Source organism: Streptomyces sp. NPDC057137 (assembly GCF_042670825.1).
Lineage (GTDB): Bacteria > Actinomycetota > Actinomycetes > Streptomycetales > Streptomycetaceae > Streptomyces.
Genome location: NZ_JBHUUW010000011.1, coordinates 142,023 through 163,735 on the forward strand (window position 1 = coordinate 142,023; position 21,713 = coordinate 163,735).

Genomic DNA, 21,713 nt, shown 5'->3' on the forward strand with positions numbered 1-21,713 from the left:
GTCGGTCGCGGGTCGGCGAACCGGGGGAAACGCGCGGTCAGCCCTTGACCGCACCTGTCATGATGCCACCGACGATGTGTCTGCCGAAGATCACGAAGGCCAGCAGGAGCGGGAGCGTGCCGAGCAGGGCACCGGCCATGATCACCGACTGGTCGGGAATGTAGCCGCGGCCGAGGCCCGTGAGCGCCACCTGCACGGTGGGGTTGCCGTTCTGGGTGAGCGCGATGATCGGCCAGAAGAAGTCGTTCCAGGCCAGCACGAAGGTCAGCATGCCCAGCACCGCCATCGCCGGCCGCGCCGCCGGGAAGACGACGTGCCACACGACCCGCCAACTGCTCGCGCCGTCCACCCGCGCCGCCTCGACCAGCTCGGTCGGCAGCGCCCGCACCAGATACTGCCGCATGAAGAACACCCCGAACGCGCTGACCAGCGTGGGCAGCACGACGGACTGCAGCCGGTCGGTCCAGGACAGCTCGGCGATCAGCATGTACAGCGGTACGACGCCGAGCTGCGGCGGCACCATCATCGTGCCGATCACCAGCAGCAGAAGCAGATTCTTGAACCGGAAGCGCAGCTTGGCGAAGGCGAAGCCCGCGAGCGTCGAGAACAGCACCGTCCCGGCGGCCACGGTGCCCGCCACCAGGACCGTGTTGAACAGCGCCGTACCCATGTTGGCGTCGGTCCAGGCGATCCGGAGATTGCGGACGAGATTGCCGCCGAACCAGAAGGGCGGGGGAGTCTGTGCCAGCCGGGTGGTGTTTCGGGACGCGGCGATCGCCGTCCAGACGAGGGGGAACAGCGAACCGGCGGCGAACAGGATCAGTACGGCGTAGGTGATCCGCCCCGCGTACCGGTGCCGCCCGGCGCCGCGCCGGGCCGTCGTCGTCGTTCCGCCGGACGTCATGAACTCCTCCGCAGCCGGCGGGCGACGAGCCAGTTCACCGCGCCGATGATCAGCAGGATCAGGAACATCGCCCAGGCGATCGCCGAGGCCCGGCCGAGATGCAGATTCACCCAGCCCTGCTCGTACAGATAGAGCCCCAGCGTCTGGAACTGGTGGTCGGAGCCACCCGTCGCACCCGCGCCGCCGTTGAACAGCAGCGGCTCACCGAACAACTGGGTCGCGCCGATCGTCGAGACGACACAGGTGAAGAGGATCGTGGGCCGCAGGGACGGGATCGTCACATGCAGGAACTGCTGGCGCCGCGAGGCCCCGTCGAGCGCCGCCGACTCGTACAGCTCGTCGGGGATCGACTGCATCGCCGCCAGATAGATCAGCGCGTTGTAGCCCGTCCACCGCCACACGACGATGGTGGAGACCGCCAGTTGGGACGTCCACGTGCCGTTCTGCCAGTCGACCGCGTCCAACCCGACCAGCCCCAGACCCCAGTTGATCATTCCGTGGTCGCGGCCGAAGAGCAGCACGAAGACCAGCGTGGCCGCGGCGACACTCGTGGCGTACGGCGTGAGGACGGCCACCCGGAAGAACATCGAGCCGCGCAGCCGGTAGTTGAGGAGATGCGCGATGCCCAGCGCGATCAGCAACTGCGGGACGGTCGAGAGCAGCCCGATGGTCACGGTGTTCCGGAGGGCGTTCCAGAAGAACTCGTCGCCGAGCAGCCGCGAGAAGTTGCGCAGGCCCACCCACTCCATGTCGTCGGGCGCGGTGAGTTCGACCCGGTGCAGCGAGGCCCAGCCGGTGTAGAGGAGCGGGAAGAGGCCGAAGACGGCGAAGAAGAGGAAGAAGGGCGCGACGAAGGCGTACGGGCTCCACCGTGTGTCCCTGCGGTGCCACCGGCCGCGCCGCTCCCGCTTCCGCTCTTCCCGCCGCCGGTCCGGCCGGCCGGCCGGCTCCGGAAGCGGCGCCGTGCCCTCCTCCCACCCGGAGGGCGCCACCGTGGTCGCGTCACCCGCCACGCCCGTCATGTCGCTCACTGGTCCAGCGCGTTGTCGATCGCCTTCACCGCGGCGTCCCAGCCCTGCTTCGACGACCGGCCCTTCTGGTCGACCTGCAACATGCCGACGTCCGCCAGGTTCTGGGCGATGATCAGGTCCTTCGGGCCCACGATCTGGACCGGCACGCCCTCCGCCGCACCCGCGAAGATCCGCCCCATGGGCGCGTCGCCGAAGTACGCGTGCCGCGCGCCGGAGACGGCCGGCAGGTCGTACGCGGCCTGGGCACTCGGGAAGCTGCCGCGCCGCTCGAACAGCTTCGCCTGCTGCGCGGGCGCGGTCAGCCAGGCCACGAGCCTGGCCGCCGCCGCCTTGTTCCGCCCGGCCGCCGGCACGGTCAGGAACGAGCCGCCCCAGTTGCTCGGCCGGGGCGCCGCCGCCACGTCCCACTTGCCCTTGCCCGCGGCGCCCGCCTTGTCCTGGATGTAGCCGAGCATCCACGCGGGACAGGAGACGGTGGCGAAGGTCGCGTTGGCGAAGCCCTGGTCCCACGCGGGCGTGAACTGCTGGAGTCTGCCGGTCAGTCCCTCGCGGGCGAACTCGGCGGCGGTGTCCCAGGCCTGCCGTACGGCCGGGTTGGTCTTGTAGACGACCTTGCCGTCCGCGTCGTAGAACCGCTTCTCGTTCCCGCCGGTGATCGCCGCCATCACCCCGGACGCCGAGTCGACGAAGACCGTCCCCTTGGGCGCCCGCGCCTTGAACCGCTTCCCCACCGCCAGATACTTCCGCCAGTCGCCCGCCCACAGCTTCCCGACGGCCGTACGGTCGGTCGGCAGCCCGGCCTTGGCGAAGAGGTCCCTGCGGTAGCAGATGCCCTGGGGCCCGATGTCCGTGCCGAGGCCGACGGTCTTCCCGTCGGCGGTGGTGGCCTGCGACCACTTCCAGGGCAGGAAGCTGTCCTTCCGTACGCCCTCGGTCCGGCCCAGGTCCACGAGCTTGCCGGCCTGGGTGGCGGTGATCTCGGCGATGTTGTTGACCTCGACGGCCTGGATGTCGGCGAGTCCGCTGCCGCTGCCGAGGTGGGTGAGGAGCTGCGGGTAGTAGTTCTCGTTCCGCTCGATGGACGTCTGCTTGATGACGACGCCCTTGTTGAGCTTCATGTACTCGTCGTACAGCCCGGCCTCCTTGAGACCGAAGGCCCCGAAGACCCCCACGGTGAGCGTGGTCCCGCCGTTGCCGTCACCGCCGTCACCGCCGCCGCTCGTGCCGCCTCCGCCTGTGCCGCCGCTGGTCGCGACGCCGACCGCGGGCTCGGCCGGGTCCTCGGCACATCCGGTGAGCGGCCCGGCCCCGAGCGCGGCGACGACCGCGAGGCCCACCAGCCGACGGGACGCACGGGAATGTGTGCGCATGACGTCCTTCCCTGGACGGACATGGGAGCGCTCCCATAGAACGGGTCGAGCGTCCCCGCTCACATGGGAGGTGTCAAGGGACCGGGCGGCGACACGACGAAGGGCCGGTCCGCTCGCGCGAACCGGCCCTTCATTCGTCAGGGTGAGTAACGGGACTTGAACCCGCGACATCCTGGACCACAACCAGGTGCTCTACCAGCTGAGCTATACCCACCATGCCCGGTCAATCCTGTGCCCGACCGGCCGAGAAAAAGTGTACAGGGTCCGCGAGGGTGCTCGCGCCCGAGTTATTCCGGGGACCGAGGGGCCCTGCGGCCCGTACACCTCACCGCGTACCCGTCACGGCGTATGTCACTGCGTGCGTCGCCGTGTACGTCACAGCACGTGCTTCGCCGCGATGGCCTTCGCCGTGTCCGAGTCCGGGCCCGGCTGCGGCACGAAGACCGCCTCGCGGTAGTAGCGCAGCTCCGCGATGGATTCGCGGATGTCCGCCAGCGCCCGGTGGTTGCCGCTCTTCTCCGGGCTGTTGAAGTAGGCGCGCGGGTACCAGCGGCGCGCCAGCTCCTTGACCGACGAGACGTCGACGATCCGGTAGTGGAGGTAGCCCTCCAGCTCCGGCATGTCCCGCAGCAGGAAGCCGCGGTCGGTGCCGACCGTGTTTCCGCACAGCGGCGCCTTCCCCGGCTCCTTGACCTGCTCGCGTACGTACTCCAGCACCCGCTGCTCGGCCTCGGCCAGGGTGGTGCCGCCGGCCAGCTCGTCGAGCAGGCCCGAGGCGGTGTGCATCTGCCGCACCACCTCGGGCATGGTCTCCAGCGCCGCGTCCGGGGGACGCACGACGATGTCGACCCCTTCGCCGAGCACGTTCAGCTCCGAGTCGGTGACCAGGGCGGCCACCTCGATGAGTGCGTCCTCCGTCAGCGAGAGCCCGGTCATCTCGCAGTCGATCCACACCATTCGATCGTTCATGCGCCTTACCCTACGGTGCGCTCCGCTGACCGGGCAGGCTCGGGCGGCCCTGACCGGAGGCGAACGCCTCCGAGTAGGACTTGACCGGCTCCGGCTCCGGCACCGACGACGAGGCCGACGCGGAACCGGACGGGGCGGCTGCCGCCGCTGTCCGCCGGAGCTGCGGGGAGGCCTGCGCCGGTACGTGGTCCACCGGCGCCGACGCGAGCTGGTCCCCGTGCGGACGGCGGGCCCGGTAGGCGGCCCGGTACGCGGCGGGGGACGAACCCAGCTGACGCCGGAAGTGCCCGCGCAGCGCCACCGGCGAGCGGAAGCCGCAGCGGCCGGCGACCTCGTCGACCGAGTAGTCGGAGGTCTCCAGCAGCCGCTGTGCCTGAAGCACGCGCTGCGTGATCAGCCACTGCAGCGGCGCGCTGCCGGTGAGCGAACGGAAGCGGCGGTCGAACGTCCTGCGGCTCATGTAGGCGCGGGCCGCCAGAGTCTCCACGTCGAATTGCTCGTGCAGATGCTCCAGCGCCCAGGCCACGACCTCGGCGAGCGGGTCGGAGCCGATTTCCTCTGGTAAAGACCTGTCCAGATAGCGCTCCTGACCGCCACTGCGCCGCGGCGGGACGACGAGCCTGCGCGCCAGTGCCCCGGCGGCCTCCGTCCCGTGATCCGTACGCACTATGTGCAGACACAGATCGATTCCGGCCGCCGTCCCCGCGGAGGTGAGCACATCGCCGTCGTCGACGAACAGCTCACGCGGATCCACATGGACGGACGGATACCGCTTGGCCAGCGTCGGCGCGTACATCCAGTGCGTGGTCGCCGGTCGGCCGTCCAGCAGGCCGGCCGCGGCGAGCACGAACGCGCCGGTGCACAGTCCGACGATCCGGGCGCCTTCCTCGTGCGCTCTGCGCAGCGCGTCGAGCGCCTCCGGCGGCGGCGGCGAGGTGATCGACCGCCAGGCGGGAACCACCACCGTGCCCGCTCTGCCGATCGCCTCCAGGCCGTACGGCGTGGTGAGTTCGAGCCCGCCGGTCGTGCGGAGCGGGCCTTCCTCCCCACCGCACACGAGCAGCCGGTATCGCGGAACCCCGGCATCCTGGCGGTCGATGCCGAACACAGAGAGCGGAATGGAGCTCTCGAAGATGGGCCCACCACTGAACAGCAGCACAGCGACGACTTCCCGGCGGCGACGGCCGGAAAGCTTCCGTGCTGACTCCGGTGCGGCAATGGAGTCCTGGCTCATGGCGCTAAGCCCCCCTCGGTGTTCGCGTCTCCCCGTTCGTGTCGGGTCTTTCGCTCCTGCACGATTCCCCTCGGTTTTGCACGGGACCCCACTCTTCGCTACTCATGATCGAATCTACTGCGTCCCGTGGTGCCGGCGTGACAAGTTCTCCATCCGGCGCTATGTCGACAAGGCAACTTGGCGCGAAGCATTCGATCACGAAGCGTTCCACCCGCACGGCCCACAGGGAAGTGCGCCTCGCGCGCATGGCCCGTCCCCGTAGGCTCTTCGCGGCCGGAAAGAGGCTCTCTGCCCTGGTGGCAAGGGGGTTGGCAGGCCATTTCGCCAAGGATGGGCCTCAGGGGTGAAGTTGGCTGAAAACTTACGGGTGCGCGGGCCCGGAAGCGTCAGTCTCCCGGCGTGCCCCTGCCACGCGTCCGCGCGCCCCGATGCGCCCCCTGGGGCCTGGTGTTACCCGCCGTACGTTGGGCACGGAGGGACTGCTCCGAGCGGCGCAGCAGGAGCCGGCAGACCGCCGTCACGGCGAGAAGTCCGAGCGCGGGCACGGCCGCCCCGCCGACGGAAGTGCCGAAAACGACAAGCACCACCGGCACGAGCACACAGCTGAACGCGGCCCAGCGAACCACATCGCTCGCGGACTCGGCGGACGCCGCGGACGCGCCCGATGTGGCCGACGCGGACTCCGGCCCCGAGGGGGAGGCGTGGTGGTGCGGTCGTACGGACACGTGAGCTCCCTGGTGACGGGGGTGGCTGTGGTGACTGGAGTGACTGCGTCGACGACGGGGGACCCATGATCAACGAGGCGTCCGGCCGTCCGGTCACTTACCACCCCCCGGGTGGCCGCCCTCCCGGGTCCCCGGTCACATCCCGCGTCGGGTCCCTGTGTACCTGCCATCCGGCGTTGCGATCCCTGACGGGCTCGGGCATGCTCCCGTGGGACGCCGCGACCGCGGCGGCGGTCCCTGGGCGAAAAAGAGGAGTGTCGCCGTACCCTTGGGGGTAAGGGGTTGGGAAGATGATTCCCAGACACAGCTCCGTTGCCCCGTCAATTGTTGCTCCTTCACACAAGGACCTTCCTCGCCGAGACATCGATGGCCGGTCACGAAATCCCCGAACCCGCTGACCGCGAGCAGTTGACCGACCCCGCGTCGGACCTGCAAGCGGCCGAAGAGACGCGCCACTCCTGTGATCCCGCCTTCCGGCACGGAGTGGTCGTCGGCTTCGACGGCTCGACATCGAGCGAGCGCGCGCTGGCGTACGCCATCGGCATGGCCCGCAGGCTGGGCTCCGCCCTGATCATCGTGCATGTGGCCAACCGGCTGCCCACCACCGTCTGGGCGGGCTGCGAGCCGCCGGTCTTCGTGGACGTGCCGGACCACCGCACCGAAGTGCTCGGCCTCGAACTCGCCTGCGCCGACTACCTCGCCGAGGTGCCGTGGATCCTCGTCGAGCGCGGCGGCGACATCTGCCACGAACTCGAAGAGGTCGGCCAGGAGTACTCGGCCGACGCGATCGTCGTCGGCTCCACGCACGGCATCGTCGGTCGCATCTTCGGCACGGTGGCGGGGCGGCTGGCACGACGGGCCAGGCGGCCCGTCGTGGTCATCCCGTAGCCGCACGTCCTCGACGTCGGCCCTACTCCACCGTCACGGACTTCGCGAGGTTACGCGGCTTGTCGATGTCCCGGCCCAGCGCCAACGCCGTGTGATAGGCGAGCAGTTGAAGCGGAATCCCCATCAGGATCGGGTCCAGCTCCGTCTCGTTCTTCGGCACCACGATCGTCTGGTCGGCCTTCGGCTGCTCCTGGTGCGCGACCGCCAGGATCCGGCCGCTGCGCGCCTTGATCTCCTCCAGCGCCGCGCGGTTCTTCTCCAGCAGATCGTCGTCCGGCACGATCGCCACCGTCGGCAGCGCCGGCTCGATGAGCGCGAGGGGGCCGTGCTTCAACTCCGAGGCCGGGTAGGCCTCGGCGTGGATGTACGAGATCTCCTTGAGCTTCAACGAGGCCTCAAGTGCCACCGGATAGCCGCGTACCCGGCCGATGAACATCATCGACTTCGCGTCCGCGTACTCCTCCGCCACCTTCTTGATCTCCGCCTCGGACTCCAGGATCTCCTCGATCTGCGCGGGCAGCCTGCGCAGCCCCGCGATGATCCGCTTGCCGTCGGCGACCGACAGATCGCGGATCCGGCCCAGGTGCAGCGCCAGCAGCGCGAAGGAGACCACGGTGTTGGTGAAGCACTTGGTGGAGACGACGCAGACCTCGGGGCCCGCGTGCACGTACACGCCGCCGTCGGTCTCGCGGGCGATCGCCGAGCCGACGACGTTGACCACGCCGAGCACCCGGGCGCCCTTGCGCTTGAGTTCCTGCACGGCGGCCAGGACGTCGTACGTCTCGCCCGACTGCGACACGGCGATGTAGAGCGTGTCGGGGTCCACGACCGGGTTGCGGTAACGGAATTCGGACGCGGGCTCGGCGTCCGCCGGGATCCGCGCCAGCGACTCGATCAGCCCGGCGCCGATGAGACCCGCGTGGTACGAGGTCCCGCAGCCGAGGATCTTGATGCGCCGCACCCCGCGCGCCTCGCGCGCGTCCAGATTCAGGCCGCCCAGGTGCACGGTCGAGAACCGGTCGTCGATCCGGCCGCGCAGCACCCGGTCCACGGCCTCGGGCTGCTCGGAGATCTCCTTGTGCATGTACGTGTCGTGGCCGCCCATGTCGTACGACTCGGCCTCCCACTCCACGGTGGTCGGCGTGGCCGAGGTGCGCGAGCCCTCGGTGGTGTACGTACGGAAGTCGTCGGCCTTGATGGTGGCCATCTCGCCGTCGTCGAGCGTGACGACCTGGCGGGTGTGCGAGACCAGCGCGGCGACGTCGGACGCGACGAACATCTCCTTCTCGCCGATGCCGAGGACGACGGGCGAGCCGTTGCGGGCGACGACGATACGGTCCGCGAAGTCGGCGTGCAGGACGGCGATGCCGTACGTGCCCTCCACCAGCTTCAGCGACTGGCGGACCTTCTCCTCCAGCGTGTCGGCCTGGGAGCGCGCGATGAGATGGGTGAGGACCTCGGTGTCGGTCTCGGAGAGGAAGACGACACCGTCGGCCTCCAGCTTCACGCGCAGCTCGGTGGCGTTGTCGATGATCCCGTTGTGGACGAGGGCGACCTTGTTCTCGGGGTCGAGGTGCGGGTGCGCGTTCTCGTCGCTCGGGGCGCCGTGGGTGGCCCAGCGGGTGTGCGCGATGCCGGTGGTGCCCGCGAAGCGCTTGGGGACGCGGGACTCCAGCTCGCGGACGCGGCCCTTGGCCTTGACCATCTTCAGGGCCGCGGGCCTGCCCGCCGTCGCCTTGCCGGTGATGACCAGGCCGGCGGAGTCGTAACCCCGGTACTCCAGCCGCTGCAGGCCCTCAAGCAGCAGTGGAGCGACGTCGCGCCTTCCGATGTAACCGACGATCCCGCACATATCAGTCTCTGCCCCTCCGTCGATGTTCCGTGGTGATGCGGTGCTCGGTTCAGCCGGTTCAGCCGGTTCGGCCGGTTCGGTCGGCTCAGCCGTAGACGATGCGCCGGAGCTGTCTGAGGGACAGCTCCGGCGGTGCCACCGCGCGGTGCGGCAGTTCGGCCGCGATCCGCTCGAAGATCTCCGGGTTCGTGGCGCCGCCGGCCTGTAGCTCGCGGTGTCTGCGCCGGACGAATTCCTCGGTGGTCTCGTCGAAGTACGCCAGAACGTCCAGGATCACCCGGGCCGCCTCGCCGCGCGGGAGCGCGGTGCTGCGGACCAGATGGTCGACGAGGTCGTCGTGGGACGAGGGTGAACGGCGTTCGAGCACCCGTAGATACTGCGGGCGCGCGGGGCTCTTTGCAAGAATCCTGCCCGATTCCGGGCAGGACTGTCCATGATCTCTTGTGTGGTGCTGGGTAGGGGCGCTCTCGGAGCCGTATTTGGAGCCGTATTCAGAGAGGCTTCAGAGGCGCTTCAGTACTGCCTGCTTGGCGGTCGTGAACTCCTCCGCCGTCAGGATCCCGGCCTGGTGCAGCTCGCCCAGCTCACGCAGCCTGCGCAGCAGCGCGTCATGGTCGTCGCCACTCGCGGGGGCGGGCACGGGGACGGCGTCGGCCGGCTCGGGTGTCTTGGCGAGGAGGGCGGGCGCGTGGGCGTCCGCGTTCGGGTGCGGCAGCCGGGCGACCACGGCGGCGGCCACCAGCGCCATCAGCGGGTCCTTGCGGAAGCCGTACAGCTCCACGGCGTGCGGGTCGTACTTCGGGGCCGGGGAATTGCCCCGGCCGACCCGGAAGCGCAGGAAGCCGTTCTCCATGCCGGCGCTCGGCCGCCACTCCACGGCCTCCACGTCGCCGAGCGAGAGGGTGGTGGTGCCTTGAGAGGACTTGGACTCCTCGGTCTTCCAGTTCCACTCCAGCCGGATCTCCTCGCCGTCGAAGGTGGCCGTCCCGTCACCCGCGCTCATCGTGATCGGCAGGGACGGACCGGGCAGCAGATAGTGCTCGGTGGGACCCGAGTCGACCTCGTCGAGCAGCAGGGAGTTGCGCACCTCGTCGACGAAGTACTCGGCGACGCCCGCGCGGTCGTTCTCCACGGTCAGTTGGTACGGATCGGAGCCGTCGTCCAGCTTGCCCCCGGCGACCCTCGTGAGCGGGTCGGCGCCGTCGCGCAGCCGCAGCCTGAGCCGCCCGGACTTACGGCCCTGCTCGAAGGTGACCCCCGCCAACGCCCGCAGCGGCACGGCGACTTCGCCGAGTGACTTGCGCAGCAGACTCACCCGCTTGTCGCTGCCGGGCACTATGCGCACCGTGTCGCCGTCGAAGGTCCAGGTGCCGTCCCTCTGGATGATTTCCGCCATGAGCCGATTCTTCCATCGAGGTGCCGGAGCAGGTGCCGAGAAGGCGCCGAAGAAGGCGCCGAAGAAGGTGTCGAAGAAGTGCCGAAGAAGGTGTCCAAGAAATGGTCTACACCTTGACCACGGATGGGGCTCGGGGTTCCGATGGGAAGGTTCGGTCGCTACGCACCACAGTCGTGGATCCACAGTCGTGAACTCCGTCGAAGGGGCAAGCCTGTGAGACAGCACGGAACACCCCCCACATCCTCCACACCCCCCACGTCCCCGTCACCCTCCCGACTCGCTTCCCGCCGCCTGTCTTCCCGCCGCCTCTCCGGACCGCTGCTCGTCGCCGTGGCCCTGTTCTCGTGCGTGGCCGCCTCCGGGGCCGTCGCGGCTCCCGGGCCCGGCGCGGCGACGGCCGGAGCCGGCTCGACCACCAGGCCGCTCGGCGACGTCATCCCCGTGCCCGCCTCGGTGCGGCCGGGCGGCACGCCGTACTCCATCACCGCCTCGACCCGGATCCGGGTCGACGACGACTCCCGCGAGGCACGGCGCGTCGGTACCTATCTGGCGGGGCTGCTGCGGCCCGCCACCGGCTACGACCTGCGGATCACCGACGACGACCGGAACCGGGGGCGCGGCGACGACGGGATCCGGCTGCGGCTGACGTCCGGCGACCGGGACCGCGCGCTCGGCGACGAGGGCTACCGTCTGGAGTCGGACCGTGACGGGGTCACCCTCACGGCCCGCAAGCCCGCCGGACTCTTCCACGCCGTCCAGACCCTGCGGCAGCTCCTCCCGGCCGCCGTGGAGCGCGACAGCCGGCAGCGCGGCCCCTGGAAGGTCGCAGGCGGCACCATCACCGACAAGCCGCGCTACGCGTACCGGGGCGCGATGCTCGACGTCTCACGGCACTTCTTCGGTGTCGACCAAGTCAAGCGCTACATCGACCAGTTGGCCCTCTACAAGATCAACACGCTGCATCTGCACCTCTCCGACGACCAGGGCTGGCGCATCGCGATCGACTCCTGGCCGCGCCTCGCCACGTACGGCGGCTCGACCCAGGTCGGCGGCGGCCCCGGCGGGTACTACACCAAGGCCCAGTACCGCGAGTTGGTGCGGTACGCGGCGTCCCGCCATCTCGAAGTCGTCCCGGAGATCGACATGCCGGGCCATACGAACGCGGCTCTCGCCTCGTACGCCGAGCTGAACTGCGACGGCGTCGCGCCGCCGCTCTACACCGGCACGGCCGTCGGCTTCAGCTCGCTGTGCGCGCCGAAGGAGGTCACGTACGACTTCGTGGACGACGTGGTGCGTGAGCTGGCCGCGCTGACCCCCGGCAGATATCTGCACATCGGCGGCGACGAGGCGCACTCCACCAGCCATGCGGACTATGTGGAGTTCATGCGGCGGACGCAGGCGGTGGTGGCCAAGTACGGGAAGAAGGTGATGGGTTGGCACCAGCTGACCGGCGCCGACCCGGTGAAGGGGGCGGTCGCGCAGTACTGGGGTTACGACGCCACGGGCGCCGCCGAGCGCGCGCAGGTCGCCGAGGCGACGAAGGCCGGCACGAAGCTGGTGCTGTCGCCTGCCGACCGGGTCTACCTCGACATGAAGTACGACCGGAACACCGACCTGGGCCAGAGCTGGGCCGGTCTGGTGGAGGTGGACCGCTCGTACGACTGGGACCCGGCGGCCTATCTCGCCGACGCGGGGGTCGACCCGGGCGCGGTGCTGGGCGTCGAGGCGCCGCTCTGGTCGGAGACCCTGGTGACCAGCGACAACATCGAGAGGATGGCGTTCCCGAGGCTGCCGGGTGTCGCGGAGATCGGCTGGTCCCCGCAGTCGGCGCGGGACTGGGACACGTACAAGAAGCGGCTGGCGGCCCAGGGGCCGCGGCTGACGGCTCTGGGGATCGACTACTACCGCTCGCCGGTGGTGCCGTGGCCCGCGGAGTGAGCCCGGGTCACCGCTGATCAGACGGGCGCCCGTGCCGTACCACGCGCGAGCACGGGCGCCCGCCGGGTCGCTCGACGGCCCTCGGTAGGGTGCCGCTCATGTCTGTGAGGCGGCGGCCGTCAGGGTGGCACTGGCGAAGATCCTGCAGGAACAGGGGATCGAGCGCGAGACAACTCTCCGGAAGTTCCGGGAGCCGCTGTCGGTCAAGGTGACAACGGGCAAGTGGCCGTTGAGCGTGCGGAAGTTCGGCGCGTGGAGCACGGCGTTCGAGCGCGATGTGACGGAGGCGGTACGGGGCGCGGCGCCGACGGCCGCGGTGGGTCTGGAGTGGGGGTATCCGGACGAAAACTAGGGCCGGTTGGGCCGGGTGGGCGGTAACGGGGCTGTGGCGCTGGGCGGTTGGGGCGGGTGGTTGAGTACGGGTACTCACGCCGTCGGTCCGCGCTCCCGGCGACCATGAGAGACATCGCACGCCATCGCACGCCATCCACCCCGGAGGCCCCTCATGCTCAGCCGTACAGCCGCCGCACTGGTGCCGTTCTTCGGACGGCTCACGGTCACGCTGGACGGGGACGCCGAGTTGGCGCCCGGGAGCATCGTCGCCGCGAACCACACGTCGCTCAGCGACCCGGCGATCGTGCTCGCCGCGCTGCGCCGGCAGGGCGTCGAACCGGTCATGATGGCGGCGGCGGGACTGTGGCGCGTACCGATCCTGGGGCGGGCGCTCGCCCGTGGCGGGCACGTCCCCGTCCGCCGTGCCGACCCACGGGCCGCCGGCTGCCTCGAAGACGCCGCCGCCGCGCTCGCCCGGGGCCGGATCGTCCTCATCTACGGCGAGGGCGGCATCCCGGACGGTGCCCTCGCCACCGAGACGCCTCCCCGCCCGTTCCGCAGCGGCCTGGCCCGCCTCGCCGCCGCCACCGGCGCCCCGGTCGTCCCGCTCGGACAGACCGGCGCCCGGCGCGTGATGTCGGGCAGTGGACCGAGGCAGCTCGCGGTCCTGGCCACCGCGCCGCTGCGCCGCCCGGACCTGCGGGTGCACATCGGCGCCCCGGTGCGGCTGACGGGCGATCTGCCGACCGCCACGACGCAGGCCCACGCCGCGGTCACCGCGGCGTGGCTGACCGCGGCCGGCCGGTCCGTGGCGCCCCCGCCCCCGGTCGCGGCGGGGGCGGCGACCGTCTGAGGGGCTCGGTCACGGCGCCTTCGCCGCTTCCTCCCGCAACTGCTCCTCGCTCAGCCCCCGCCGCCAGTAGCCGACGAACGTGACGTGCCCGCGGTCCAGTCGGCGCTCCCGTACGAGATGGCGGCGCAGCTCCCGCACCGTCCCGGCCTCGCCCGCGAGCCACGCGTACGGCGCGGTGCCGGGCAGCTCGGCGGCGCGTACCGCCTCCACGGCCGAGAGGGCGCCCTCGTCGGCCGCCAGCCAGTGGACGGTGGCGTCGGCCGCCGTCGGCAGCTCCGTACGGTCGGCGGCGTACGGCACGCTGAGCCACACCCGCGCCCTTGTCCCGGCGGGCAGCCACTCCAGGATGGCGGCGGCCGCGGGCAGGGACGTCTCGTCGGCCCAGATCAGTACGGAGTCGGTGCCGGCCGGGGGCCGGAAGCGGACCGCCGTGTTGTCCGCGACGGCAGGCCCGAGGACGAGCACGCGGTCGCCGGGCACCGCGCCGCCCGCCCAGCGGCAGGCCGGCCCGCCGTCCGGGTGCAGGGCGAAGTCGATGTCCAACTCCGCCGGGTCGTGGCGCTGTTCGCGCACCGTGTACGAGCGCATCACGGCCCGTACGTCCTCCGGCAGCGCGCGCCAGGCCGCCCACCAGCCGTCGCCCTGCTCGACGGGGACGACGGGCGCCGACTGCCCCGGCAGGGGCAGGAACAGGGACAGGCTCTGGTCGCGCCCGCCGGCGGCGAAGTCGGTGAGGCCACTGTTGCGCTGGGTGTCGCCGGACCGGGTGTCGCCGCCGAACGTGACGCGGACCAGCGACGGCCCGAGCCGCCGTGTCCGTACGACCTGAAGCGCGAAGAACCTGAACGGAGCCGTCGCGGTCGTCATGGGTCAGGCGACCTTCCGGGCCTTCTCGATCGCCGCGGCGAGATCTTCGAGGATCGGCGCGCACTTGTCGTACGAGTAGATGGGCTCCGTGACACGGGGGACGACCTGGCCCGCCTCGACGGCGGGCAGCCTCGCCCAAGTCGGCTTCGAGGAGAGCGCGTTGGGCTGGAGGGCGGAGGAACGGTTGTCCATCATGATGATGTCGGCCGGGTACTTGTCGATGTTCTCCCAGCTCAACTCCTCGAAGAAGCCCTGCGCGTTCACCTTCGGCTCGACGAACCTCACGCCGAGTTCCTGGAAGTAGAGGGTGTCGGCGGACATCTTGGCGAGCGAGACGTAGAACAGGTCCTGGCTGGCCGAGCCGACCAGCACCCTGATGTCCGGCTTGGACTTCGCCGCCGCCCGCAGCCGGCCCGCCGCCTTCTCGAACCTGGCCTTGGCGGCGGTGACCTTCGCGGCCTTCAGATCCGCGCCCAGGGACTCGGCGAGGTCCGCGTGGCGCTGGACCGCCTTGGGGACGGTGGTCTCCGCCGCCAGGAGCGCCACGCTGGGGGCCAGCTTGAGGATCTTGTCCTTGGACTGCTCGGGGACGTACCAGAGTTCGCCCTCGACCCACTGCGCGGTGACCAGCAGGTCCGGGGCGAGCGCCGCGTACTTCTCGACGTTGAACTCGCCCCAGACGTTGCCGAGTATCTCGACCTTCGTGACGTCGAGGTCCCCCGCCTGGATGTCCGGCTTGCCGTCCTTGGTGGTGGTCGGCCCGAAGACGCCCTTGACCTCGATCCCGTAGTCGTGGAGCGCGGCGGCGGTGCCGGTGAAGGCGACGATGCTCTTCGGGGCGCTGTCGGCCTTCGCCGTCTCACCGCGGTCGTCCTTGAAGGACCAGGGCCCCGCCTTCGCGTCGCCGCCCGCGCCCGCGCTTTCCTTGTCGTCGTCGCCGTTCCCGCAGGCGGCGAGCGCGACTCCAAGACCGACGGCACCACCGGCGGCGAGGATGCCGCGACGGCTGAGGGGCGAGCTGAGGGCGTTGGGCATGTCGATGTCCGCTTTCGTACGCGCCGGAGACCGGCCGATGGGCCGGTTCAGGTAGGTTAGCCTAACCTTGCTTACCGTTGCGTACGGGGCGAGTGTCAGAGGCCCCGGGCAGAGTGGGGGGAGTCGTCCCGCCTCTCGACAGGAGCCAGAGATGTCCGTTCGCCGCGTCGTGCCCAACGTCCACGTACAGCCCGAAGAGCTGGACCGGAGCCGGGAGTTCTACGGCCTCCTGGGCTTCGAGGAGGTCATGAACCAAGGGTGGATCATGACTCTCGCCTCCCCGTCCACCCCCGCCGCCCAGGTCAGCTTCCTCACCGAGGACGCGACCGCGCCCGTCGTCCCCGACATGAGCATCGAGGTGGCCGACGTGGACGCGGCCCACGAGGCCGTGCTGGCGAGCGGCGCGGAGATCGTGCACACGCTGCGGGACGAGGCGTGGGGCGTCCGCCGCTTCTTCGCCCGCGACCCCAGCGGCCGGGTGGTCAACGTGCTGGGCCACCGCTGACGACCGGCCCCAGGGGTGTACAACTACGTGGCCTGCTGTCGGCGCACCATCTCGGTGATCCAGACAGGGGCGTACGGGGACGTGCACCCCGGCGGCGTCGGGTAGTCCTTGAGCACCTCCAGGCGCTCACCGATGTCGATCGCACGGGCGCGATGCCCGGGATGTTCGATCCCGATCTGCGCCAGGCAGTGGTTCATCGCCCACTGCAAGCGGTCCGGTGCGTCCTTCATCCGCGCCTCGATGACATCGACCAGCCCCGCGAGGTCGAGACCGGCGGGCTTCTTCGCCACGCGATCGGTGGTCAGGGCCCAGCCGGCACTCGCGACCACCGGATCCGGATCGGCGGACCACGCCAGGCGCAGCTCCTCGGAGTGCGGGCTCTTCTTCACCACGTAGTTCACGAGCCAGTCGTGCACCTTGGGCGCGCGCGCCTCGCGCAGCATGGCGTCCAACTCGTCGCGCCCGAACGCCTTCGGGCGGCAGATCAGCAGCGCCAGCATTCTCGCCGCGGTGTCGTCCGTCTCCCAAAGCCGTTGGGCGAGTTCCTGCTGTGTCCTCAGCCGCTTCGCGAGTGCACGCAGCTTGCCGAGGTTCACCCCGTGATCGTCACCGTGCTTCTCGTTCACCGCGCGCGCCCTCGGGTCCTCCAGGGCGGCCAGCTCGGCCATGACCTCGGCCACGCTCGTGTCGGTCACCTCGGCCTCCTGTCCGTCGCGTGCGGGTGCGGGTGCGGGTGCCCAGCGTACGACGCCGGTCAGTGGTGGTCGCCCTGCCGGCCGAGGGTGTCCTCGGGACCCGCGCCGGGGCGCGTCCACTGCGGTACCGGGCGGCCGGTCGGGCCCCAGGTGGCGTTCCCGTCCGCGTCCGCGCGCCAGTACCAGCACGGGCCCTGACCCTCGGGCCGGCCCTCGGGGTTGTCCTCCCACGCCTCGCCGCGGCCGTGGGGCGTCATGTCGAGCAGGGCGAAGGAGCCGCTGGCCGGTTCGGTGCCACGGCCCGTCGTGGAGTAGGTGAGGAACACGCGGTCGCCGTCGCGCAGGAAGCTGGTGAGGTAACCCATGGCGCCGCCGATCGGCTCGTCCACGCCGCGTACCGAGTACCAGGGCTGGGTGTAGCCCATGAAATCGACGAAGGAGGCCACCTCCTCCCACGGGCCCGTGGTCAGGATGGCGGAGGAGACGCCGCGGGCGTTGAGGTAGACGGCGTCCTTCAGGTGCCACGCGGTGACGGTGCAGCCCTCGCACTGCCCCTGGTGCGGCGCGCCGTCCCACCACATGTGCTTGTAGACCACCAGCTCGTCGCGGCCCTGGAACAGGTCCAGGAACGGGACCGGGCCGTCGGCCCCGACGACCTCGACCGTCCCGTCGAACTCCACCATCGGCAGCCGGCGGCGGGCCGCGGCGATGGCGTCGCCCTCGTGGGTGTGGGCCTTCTCGCGGACCAGCAGCTCGTCACGGGCGGCCTGCCAGGTGGCCAGGTCGGCGATGGGCGGGCGGCCGGGGAGCGGGGCGTTCGGGTCACTCGGCGTGGTCGTCATGGGTCCTCCGTGGTGTCTCGTGCGGGTGACCGTCGTACGACGTTCTCCGCCGGTCACCAGTACAGACTCCCGCGCCGTCCGGAACTCATCGCCGCAGCGGGCGCCCTCGGCGAGTCGCCTCCCGGAGCCCGTCGGTTGGTCACGCGCCGCTGGAACGGGTGACCCGGCGGGACCCTACAGCCCCAACTCCCTCGCGATCAGCATCCGCTGGACCTCGCTCGTGCCCTCGCCGATCTCCAGGATCTTGGAGTCGCGCCACATACGGGCCACCGGGTACTCGTTCATGAAGCCGTAGCCGCCGTGGATCTGGGTGGCCTCGCGGGCGTTGTCCACCGCGACCGTGGAGGAGTAGAGCTTCGCCAGCGCCGCCTCCTTCTTGAACGGCTCGCCGTGGACCAGGCGGGACGCCGCGTCGCGCCAGCCGAGGCGGGCCATGTGGGCGCGCATCTCCATGTCGGCGATCTTGAACTGGATGGCCTGGTTCGCGCCGATCGGGCGGCCGAAGGCGTGGCGCTCCTTCGCGTATCTCACCGACTCGTCCACGCAGCCCTGCGCCAGCCCCGTCGCCAGCGCGGAGATCGCGATGCGGCCCTCGTCCAGGATCCGGAGGAACTGGGCGTACCCACGGCCCTCCGTGCCGACCAGATTCGTCAGCGGGACGCGGACGTCGGAGAAGGACAGCTCGCGGGTGTCCGACGCGTTCCAGCCGACCTTCGAGTACGGGGCCGCGACCGTGAAGCCGGGGGTGCCGGACGGGACGATGATCGAGGAGATCTCCGGGCGGCCATCCTCTTTGCGGCCGGTGACCGCCGTGACCGTGACCAGGCCGGTGATGTCCGTGCCCGAGTTGGTGATGAAGCACTTCGACCCGTTGATGACCCACTCATCGCCGTCGCGTACGGCCGTCGTGCGCGTGCCGCCCGCGTCCGAGCCCGCCTCCGGCTCGGTCAGACCGAAGGCGCCCAGGACCTCGCCGGAGCACAGGCGCGGCAGCCACTCCCGCTTCTGCTCCTCCGTACCGAAGAGGTGCAGCGGCATCGCGCCGAGCGAGACGCCCGCTTCGAGGGTGATGGCCACGGACGAGTCGACGCGGGCCAGCTCCTCCAGGGCGATGCCGAGCGCCATGTAGTCGCCGCCCATGCCGCCGTACTCCTCCGGGAAGGGCAGGCCGAACAGGCCCATCCGGCCCATCTCGCGCACGATCTCGTACGGGAACTCGTGCCGCTCGTAGAGGTCGCCGATCTTCGGTGCGACGACGTCCTGCGCGAACGCCTCGACGGTACGGCGCAGTTCCTCGTGCTCCGGTGAGAGCCGGTGGTCCAGGGACATGGCTAGGACTCCTTGTGGGAGAGAGCGCTTACGGTGCGGGAGGGGCTGGGTCGCCCCAACTGCTCGGCCATCCACACGCTGGTGGCGGTGAGGAGGCCGAGGTCGACCCCGGTGTCGATACCGAGGCCCTGCAACATCCACAGGAGGTCCTCGGTGGCGAGATTCCCGGTGGCGCTCTTCGCGAACGGGCAGCCGCCCAGGCCGCCCGCGGACGCGTCGACGGTGGTCACGCCGTGCTGGAGCGCGGCGAAGGTGTTGGCGAGCGCCTGGCCGTACGTGTCGTGGAAGTGCACGCCGATCTTCGAGACGTGCACGCCTTCCTCGATGAGCGTGGCGAGCAGGCTCTGCACATGGCCGGGGGTCGCCACGCCGATCGTGTCGCCGAGACTCACCTCGTCGCAGCCCATGTCGACCAGCGTCCTGACGATCCGGGCGACCTGGTCGACGGGGACGGGCCCCTCCCACGGGTCGCCGAAGCACATCGAGAGATAGCCCCGGACATGGAGCCGCTCCGCGCGGGCGCGGGCGACGACCGGCTCGAACATGGCGAGGGACTCGTCCAGCGTCCGGTTCAGATTGGCCTTGGCGAAGGACTCGGTCGCGCTGGCGAAGACCGCCACCTGACGGACACCGAGGGCCAGCGCCCGGTCGAGACCGCGGTCGTTCGGTACGAGGACGGGCAGCCGTACGTTCTCCAGGTCGCGCACCATCGGGAACAGCTGCTCGGCGTCGGCCAGTTGGGGCACCCACTTGGGGTGGACGAAGCTGGTCGCCTCGATGGTGGTGAGCCCGGCGGCGGCGAGTCGGTGGATGAACTCCGCCTTGATCTCCGTCGGGACGATCGTCGCCTCGTTCTGGAGGCCGTCGCGCGCGCCCACCTCGTGGATACGGATCCGGGTCGGCAGGCCCTCGTCCATGACGGTCATCGGGAGTGTCATCTCTCCTCCTCGGGAGCCTCAGGAACCTCAGGAGCCTCGGCGGAGGCGGCCGGGGCCACCACCGCCAGCACCTGGTCCATGGCGACGGTGGAGCCCGCCGTGACGTCCAGCTCCGTGACGGTGCCGTCGTGCGGGGCGGAGATGACGTGCTCCATCTTCATCGCCTCGACCACCAACAGGCCCTGACCCGCCACCACTTCCTCCCCGACCGCCACCTTGACGACCGTGACCGTGCCGGGCATCGGGGCGGTGAGCGCGTCGAGACCACCCGCGCCGGCGGCGCCGAGCAGCGCCGCCTCGACCGGATCGTGGTCCTGTACGTGCCAGCTGTCGCCGTCCCTGCCGAGCCAGTCGTCCGCCCGGTGGAAGGTGTGCGTCATCCCGTCGACCGTGACGGTCACCCGGCCGGGCTCCACGCGCGCCGATGGGCCGGAGCCGAGCAGTCGGTGAGTAACGGGTTCATGTCCCGTCACTCGCAGCTGGTGGGTGACGGGGAGGGGCGCGGCGCCCATCCGCCAGCCGTTCGGTACGGAGAAGGGGTCGGTCCAGCCGGTGACCGGGCTCGGAGCGGGGGCCAGGGCCGATTCCCGTACCGCCGCCGCCGCTTCGTACACCTCCGCCGGAACCTCCGTCGGCACCAGCGAGTCCGCGTCCCGCTCCACCAGGCCCGTGTCCAGCTCGCCCGCCACCACGGCGGGGTGTGCCAGCAGCCTCCGTAGGAAGCCGGCGTTCGTCGGGACGCCCAGCGTCACCGTCTCCGCCAGGGCCGCCCGCAGCCTGCGCAGCGCCGTCGGGCGGTCGGGGGCGTGCACGATCACCTTCGACAGCATCGGGTCGTACAGGCTCCCGACCTCCGTGCCCTCGCTCAGGCCCGAGTCCGTACGGACGCCGTCGCCCTCCGGCTCGCGCAGCGACAGTACCCGGCCGCCCGACGGCAGGAAGCCGCGCGCGGGGTCCTCCGCGCAGATCCGGGCCTCGATCGCGTGCCCGGTGAGGGTGATGTCCTCCTGGGTGAACGGAAGCCGTTCACCGGCGGCGACACGCAGCTGCCACTCGACCAGATCCAGACCGGTGACCAGCTCGGTGACGGGGTGCTCCACCTGGAGGCGGGTGTTCATCTCCATGAAGAAGTACGACGCGGGGTCCTCGCCCGGGACGATGAACTCGACCGTCCCCGCGCCCCGGTAGCCGCAGGAGCGCGCCGCCTGCACCGCCGCCTCGCCCATCGCCGCGCGCGTCTTCTCGTCCAGCAGGACGGACGGCGCCTCCTCGATGATCTTCTGGTGGCGGCGCTGCAACGAGCACTCGCGCTCGCCGAGATGGACCACGTTGCCGTGCCCGTCGGCCAGCACCTGGATCTCGATGTGGCGCGGCCGGTCGATCCACCGCTCGACGAGGAGCGTGTCGTCGCCGAAGGACGCGCGGGCCTCGCGCCGGGCCGCCGCGATCTCGTCCCGCAGGGCCGACTCCAGCCGCGTGAGCCGCATGCCCTTGCCGCCGCCGCCCGCCGACGGCTTCAGCAGCACGGGCATCCCGATCTCCCTGGCCGCGTCGGCCAGTTGGTCGTCGGTCAGACCGCTGCCGGAGGAGCCCGGCACCACCGGAACACCGGCCGCCGCCACGGTCTCCTTGGCACGGATCTTGTCTCCCATCAGGGAGATGGCGGACGCGGTCGGGCCGATGAAGACCAGCCCGGCGTCCGCGCACGCCTGCGCGAAGGCCGCGTTCTCCGCGAGGAAGCCGTAGCCCGGGTGGACCGCCTGGGCGCCCGTACGGGCCGCGGCCTCCAGCAGCCGGTCGCTCACCAGATAGCTCTCGGAGGCGGGCGCCGGGCCGATCCGGACGGCGATGTCCGCCTCCCGTACATGCCGGGCGTCCGCGTCGGCGTCGCTGAAGACCGCGACGGAACGGATGCCGAGCGCGCGCAGCGTACGGATGACGCGGACCGCGATCTCGCCGCGGTTCGCGACGAGGACGGTGTCGAACATGCCGCCGAGGGGCCGGGCGGT

General features: G+C 70.8%; 21 protein-coding genes and 1 tRNA gene. 5 read left to right on the plus strand and 17 right to left on the minus strand.

Going from position 1 to position 21,713, the window contains the following annotated elements; genetic code table 11:
* Positions 1-37: 37 nt before the first annotated feature.
* The 7 genes from ACFT9I_RS12580 to ACFT9I_RS12610 all read right to left on the minus strand — a co-directional run bounded on the left by ACFT9I_RS12580 (position 38) and on the right by ACFT9I_RS12610 (position 6,233).
* On the minus strand, positions 38-904 hold the full coding sequence (locus ACFT9I_RS12580; protein ID WP_382563435.1) for a carbohydrate ABC transporter permease: 867 nt from the start codon (positions 902-904) through the stop codon (positions 38-40).
* Positions 901-1,926 carry a carbohydrate ABC transporter permease gene (locus ACFT9I_RS12585; protein ID WP_382563513.1) on the minus strand — a complete coding sequence of 342 codons (1,026 nt, stop codon included), beginning with the start codon at positions 1,924-1,926 and terminating at the stop codon, positions 901-903. The genes ACFT9I_RS12580 and ACFT9I_RS12585 overlap by 4 nt, the downstream gene beginning before the upstream one ends.
* A 5-nt stretch (positions 1,927-1,931) precedes the next feature.
* The gene (locus ACFT9I_RS12590; RefSeq protein ID WP_382563437.1) at positions 1,932-3,305 is read right to left on the minus strand and encodes an ABC transporter substrate-binding protein; all 1,374 of its coding nucleotides are present in this window, start codon (positions 3,303-3,305) and stop codon (positions 1,932-1,934) included.
* A gap of 141 nt (positions 3,306-3,446) precedes the next feature.
* A tRNA-His gene (locus tag ACFT9I_RS12595) sits at positions 3,447-3,519 on the minus strand.
* A 161-nt stretch (positions 3,520-3,680) separates the two neighbouring features.
* Entirely contained in the window at positions 3,681-4,274 is a 594-nt protein-coding gene (gene orn, locus ACFT9I_RS12600) for an oligoribonuclease (RefSeq protein WP_382563439.1), read from the minus strand.
* A 10-nt stretch (positions 4,275-4,284) separates the two neighbouring features.
* Positions 4,285-5,508, minus strand: a complete 1,224-nt coding sequence (locus tag ACFT9I_RS12605) for a GlxA family transcriptional regulator (protein WP_382563441.1) — start codon at positions 5,506-5,508, stop codon at positions 4,285-4,287.
* Between the two features lie 386 nt (positions 5,509-5,894).
* Positions 5,895-6,233 (minus strand): hypothetical protein, encoded by a 339-nt coding sequence (locus ACFT9I_RS12610; RefSeq protein ID WP_382563443.1) that lies wholly within the window; start codon positions 6,231-6,233, stop codon positions 5,895-5,897.
* 366 nt (positions 6,234-6,599) lie between these two features.
* Between ACFT9I_RS12610 and ACFT9I_RS12615 the strand changes: the two genes are divergently transcribed.
* Positions 6,600-7,121 (plus strand): universal stress protein, encoded by a 522-nt coding sequence (locus tag ACFT9I_RS12615; protein WP_023541541.1) that lies wholly within the window; start codon positions 6,600-6,602, stop codon positions 7,119-7,121.
* A 22-nt stretch (positions 7,122-7,143) separates the two neighbouring features.
* On the opposite strand, the gene glmS is transcribed toward ACFT9I_RS12615, so the two are convergent.
* From glmS to ACFT9I_RS12630, 3 genes are all read right to left on the minus strand, one after another.
* A complete protein-coding gene (gene glmS, locus ACFT9I_RS12620; protein WP_382563445.1) occupies positions 7,144-8,973 on the minus strand; it encodes a glutamine--fructose-6-phosphate transaminase (isomerizing) in 1,830 nt (609 codons plus the stop codon).
* A gap of 85 nt (positions 8,974-9,058) precedes the next feature.
* On the minus strand, positions 9,059-9,340 hold the full coding sequence (locus ACFT9I_RS12625; protein WP_382563447.1) for a hypothetical protein: 282 nt from the start codon (positions 9,338-9,340) through the stop codon (positions 9,059-9,061).
* Between the two features lie 135 nt (positions 9,341-9,475).
* Positions 9,476-10,369, minus strand: coding sequence for a DUF4429 domain-containing protein (locus tag ACFT9I_RS12630; RefSeq protein WP_382563448.1), 894 nt, complete (start codon positions 10,367-10,369; stop codon positions 9,476-9,478).
* A 141-nt stretch (positions 10,370-10,510) separates the two neighbouring features.
* On the opposite strand from ACFT9I_RS12630, the gene ACFT9I_RS12635 reads away from it, so the two are divergent.
* The 3 genes from ACFT9I_RS12635 (at position 10,511) to ACFT9I_RS12645 (ending at position 13,493) form a co-directional block, all read left to right on the plus strand.
* Complete coding sequence (locus tag ACFT9I_RS12635; RefSeq protein WP_382563450.1) at positions 10,511-12,307, plus strand: beta-N-acetylhexosaminidase; 1,797 nt, start codon at positions 10,511-10,513, stop codon at positions 12,305-12,307.
* 124 nt (positions 12,308-12,431) lie between these two features.
* Positions 12,432-12,659 (plus strand): hypothetical protein, encoded by a 228-nt coding sequence (locus ACFT9I_RS12640; protein ID WP_382563452.1) that lies wholly within the window; start codon positions 12,432-12,434, stop codon positions 12,657-12,659.
* A 153-nt stretch (positions 12,660-12,812) separates the two neighbouring features.
* On the plus strand, positions 12,813-13,493 hold the full coding sequence (locus tag ACFT9I_RS12645) for a lysophospholipid acyltransferase family protein (RefSeq protein WP_382563454.1): 681 nt from the start codon (positions 12,813-12,815) through the stop codon (positions 13,491-13,493).
* A 9-nt stretch (positions 13,494-13,502) separates the two neighbouring features.
* On the opposite strand, the gene ACFT9I_RS12650 is transcribed toward ACFT9I_RS12645, so the two are convergent.
* Complete coding sequence (locus tag ACFT9I_RS12650; protein ID WP_382563455.1) at positions 13,503-14,360, minus strand: siderophore-interacting protein; 858 nt, start codon at positions 14,358-14,360, stop codon at positions 13,503-13,505.
* 3 nt (positions 14,361-14,363) lie between these two features.
* Positions 14,364-15,395: an ABC transporter substrate-binding protein gene (locus ACFT9I_RS12655; protein WP_382563457.1), complete on the minus strand. Its 1,032-nt coding sequence runs from the start codon at positions 15,393-15,395 to the stop codon at positions 14,364-14,366.
* A 151-nt stretch (positions 15,396-15,546) separates the two neighbouring features.
* Here ACFT9I_RS12655 and ACFT9I_RS12660 point away from each other — a divergent pair, with 151 nt between their 5' ends.
* Positions 15,547-15,900 carry a VOC family protein gene (locus ACFT9I_RS12660; RefSeq protein ID WP_382563459.1) on the plus strand — a complete coding sequence of 118 codons (354 nt, stop codon included), beginning with the start codon at positions 15,547-15,549 and terminating at the stop codon, positions 15,898-15,900.
* 23 nt (positions 15,901-15,923) lie between these two features.
* Here the strand turns inward: ACFT9I_RS12660 and ACFT9I_RS12665 are convergent, their stop codons facing one another.
* From ACFT9I_RS12665 to ACFT9I_RS12685, 5 genes are all read right to left on the minus strand, one after another.
* On the minus strand, positions 15,924-16,568 hold the full coding sequence (locus ACFT9I_RS12665) for a DNA alkylation repair protein (protein WP_382563515.1): 645 nt from the start codon (positions 16,566-16,568) through the stop codon (positions 15,924-15,926).
* Positions 16,569-16,654: 86 nt separating this feature from the next.
* On the minus strand, positions 16,655-17,437 hold the full coding sequence (locus ACFT9I_RS12670; RefSeq protein WP_382563461.1) for a DUF899 family protein: 783 nt from the start codon (positions 17,435-17,437) through the stop codon (positions 16,655-16,657).
* A gap of 174 nt (positions 17,438-17,611) precedes the next feature.
* Positions 17,612-18,766 carry an acyl-CoA dehydrogenase family protein gene (locus tag ACFT9I_RS12675; protein WP_382563463.1) on the minus strand — a complete coding sequence of 385 codons (1,155 nt, stop codon included), beginning with the start codon at positions 18,764-18,766 and terminating at the stop codon, positions 17,612-17,614.
* A 2-nt stretch (positions 18,767-18,768) separates the two neighbouring features.
* Positions 18,769-19,704, minus strand: a complete 936-nt coding sequence (locus tag ACFT9I_RS12680; protein ID WP_382563464.1) for a hydroxymethylglutaryl-CoA lyase — start codon at positions 19,702-19,704, stop codon at positions 18,769-18,771.
* Positions 19,701-21,692 (minus strand): acetyl/propionyl/methylcrotonyl-CoA carboxylase subunit alpha, encoded by a 1,992-nt coding sequence (locus ACFT9I_RS12685; protein ID WP_382563517.1) that lies wholly within the window; start codon positions 21,690-21,692, stop codon positions 19,701-19,703. The genes ACFT9I_RS12680 and ACFT9I_RS12685 overlap by 4 nt, the downstream gene beginning before the upstream one ends.
* Positions 21,693-21,713: the final 21 nt, after the last annotated feature.

Bases quoted from the DNA above. Each gene is read 5' to 3' on its own strand.
- ACFT9I_RS12580 (WP_382563435.1), bottom strand. From the start codon at position 904: ATGACGTCCGGCGGAACGACGACGACGGCCCGGCGCGGCGCCGGGCGG.
- ACFT9I_RS12585 (WP_382563513.1), bottom strand. From the start codon at position 1,926: ATGACGGGCGTGGCGGGTGACGCGACCACGGTGGCGCCCTCCGGGTGG.
- ACFT9I_RS12590 (WP_382563437.1), bottom strand. From the start codon at position 3,305: ATGCGCACACATTCCCGTGCGTCCCGTCGGCTGGTGGGCCTCGCGGTC.
- orn (WP_382563439.1), bottom strand. From the start codon at position 4,274: ATGAACGATCGAATGGTGTGGATCGACTGCGAGATGACCGGGCTCTCG.
- ACFT9I_RS12605 (WP_382563441.1), bottom strand. From the start codon at position 5,508: ATGAGCCAGGACTCCATTGCCGCACCGGAGTCAGCACGGAAGCTTTCC.
- ACFT9I_RS12615 (WP_023541541.1), top strand. From the start codon at position 6,600: ATGGCCGGTCACGAAATCCCCGAACCCGCTGACCGCGAGCAGTTGACC.
- glmS (WP_382563445.1), bottom strand. From the start codon at position 8,973: ATGTGCGGGATCGTCGGTTACATCGGAAGGCGCGACGTCGCTCCACTG.
- ACFT9I_RS12630 (WP_382563448.1), bottom strand. From the start codon at position 10,369: ATGGCGGAAATCATCCAGAGGGACGGCACCTGGACCTTCGACGGCGAC.
- ACFT9I_RS12635 (WP_382563450.1), top strand. From the start codon at position 10,511: ATGGGAAGGTTCGGTCGCTACGCACCACAGTCGTGGATCCACAGTCGT.
- ACFT9I_RS12645 (WP_382563454.1), top strand. From the start codon at position 12,813: ATGCTCAGCCGTACAGCCGCCGCACTGGTGCCGTTCTTCGGACGGCTC.
- ACFT9I_RS12650 (WP_382563455.1), bottom strand. From the start codon at position 14,360: ATGACGACCGCGACGGCTCCGTTCAGGTTCTTCGCGCTTCAGGTCGTA.
- ACFT9I_RS12655 (WP_382563457.1), bottom strand. From the start codon at position 15,395: ATGCCCAACGCCCTCAGCTCGCCCCTCAGCCGTCGCGGCATCCTCGCC.
- ACFT9I_RS12660 (WP_382563459.1), top strand. From the start codon at position 15,547: ATGTCCGTTCGCCGCGTCGTGCCCAACGTCCACGTACAGCCCGAAGAG.
- ACFT9I_RS12665 (WP_382563515.1), bottom strand. From the start codon at position 16,568: ATGGCCGAGCTGGCCGCCCTGGAGGACCCGAGGGCGCGCGCGGTGAAC.
- ACFT9I_RS12670 (WP_382563461.1), bottom strand. From the start codon at position 17,437: ATGACGACCACGCCGAGTGACCCGAACGCCCCGCTCCCCGGCCGCCCG.
- ACFT9I_RS12675 (WP_382563463.1), bottom strand. From the start codon at position 18,766: ATGTCCCTGGACCACCGGCTCTCACCGGAGCACGAGGAACTGCGCCGT.
- ACFT9I_RS12680 (WP_382563464.1), bottom strand. From the start codon at position 19,704: ATGACACTCCCGATGACCGTCATGGACGAGGGCCTGCCGACCCGGATC.
- ACFT9I_RS12685 (WP_382563517.1), bottom strand. From the start codon at position 21,692: ATGTTCGACACCGTCCTCGTCGCGAACCGCGGCGAGATCGCGGTCCGC.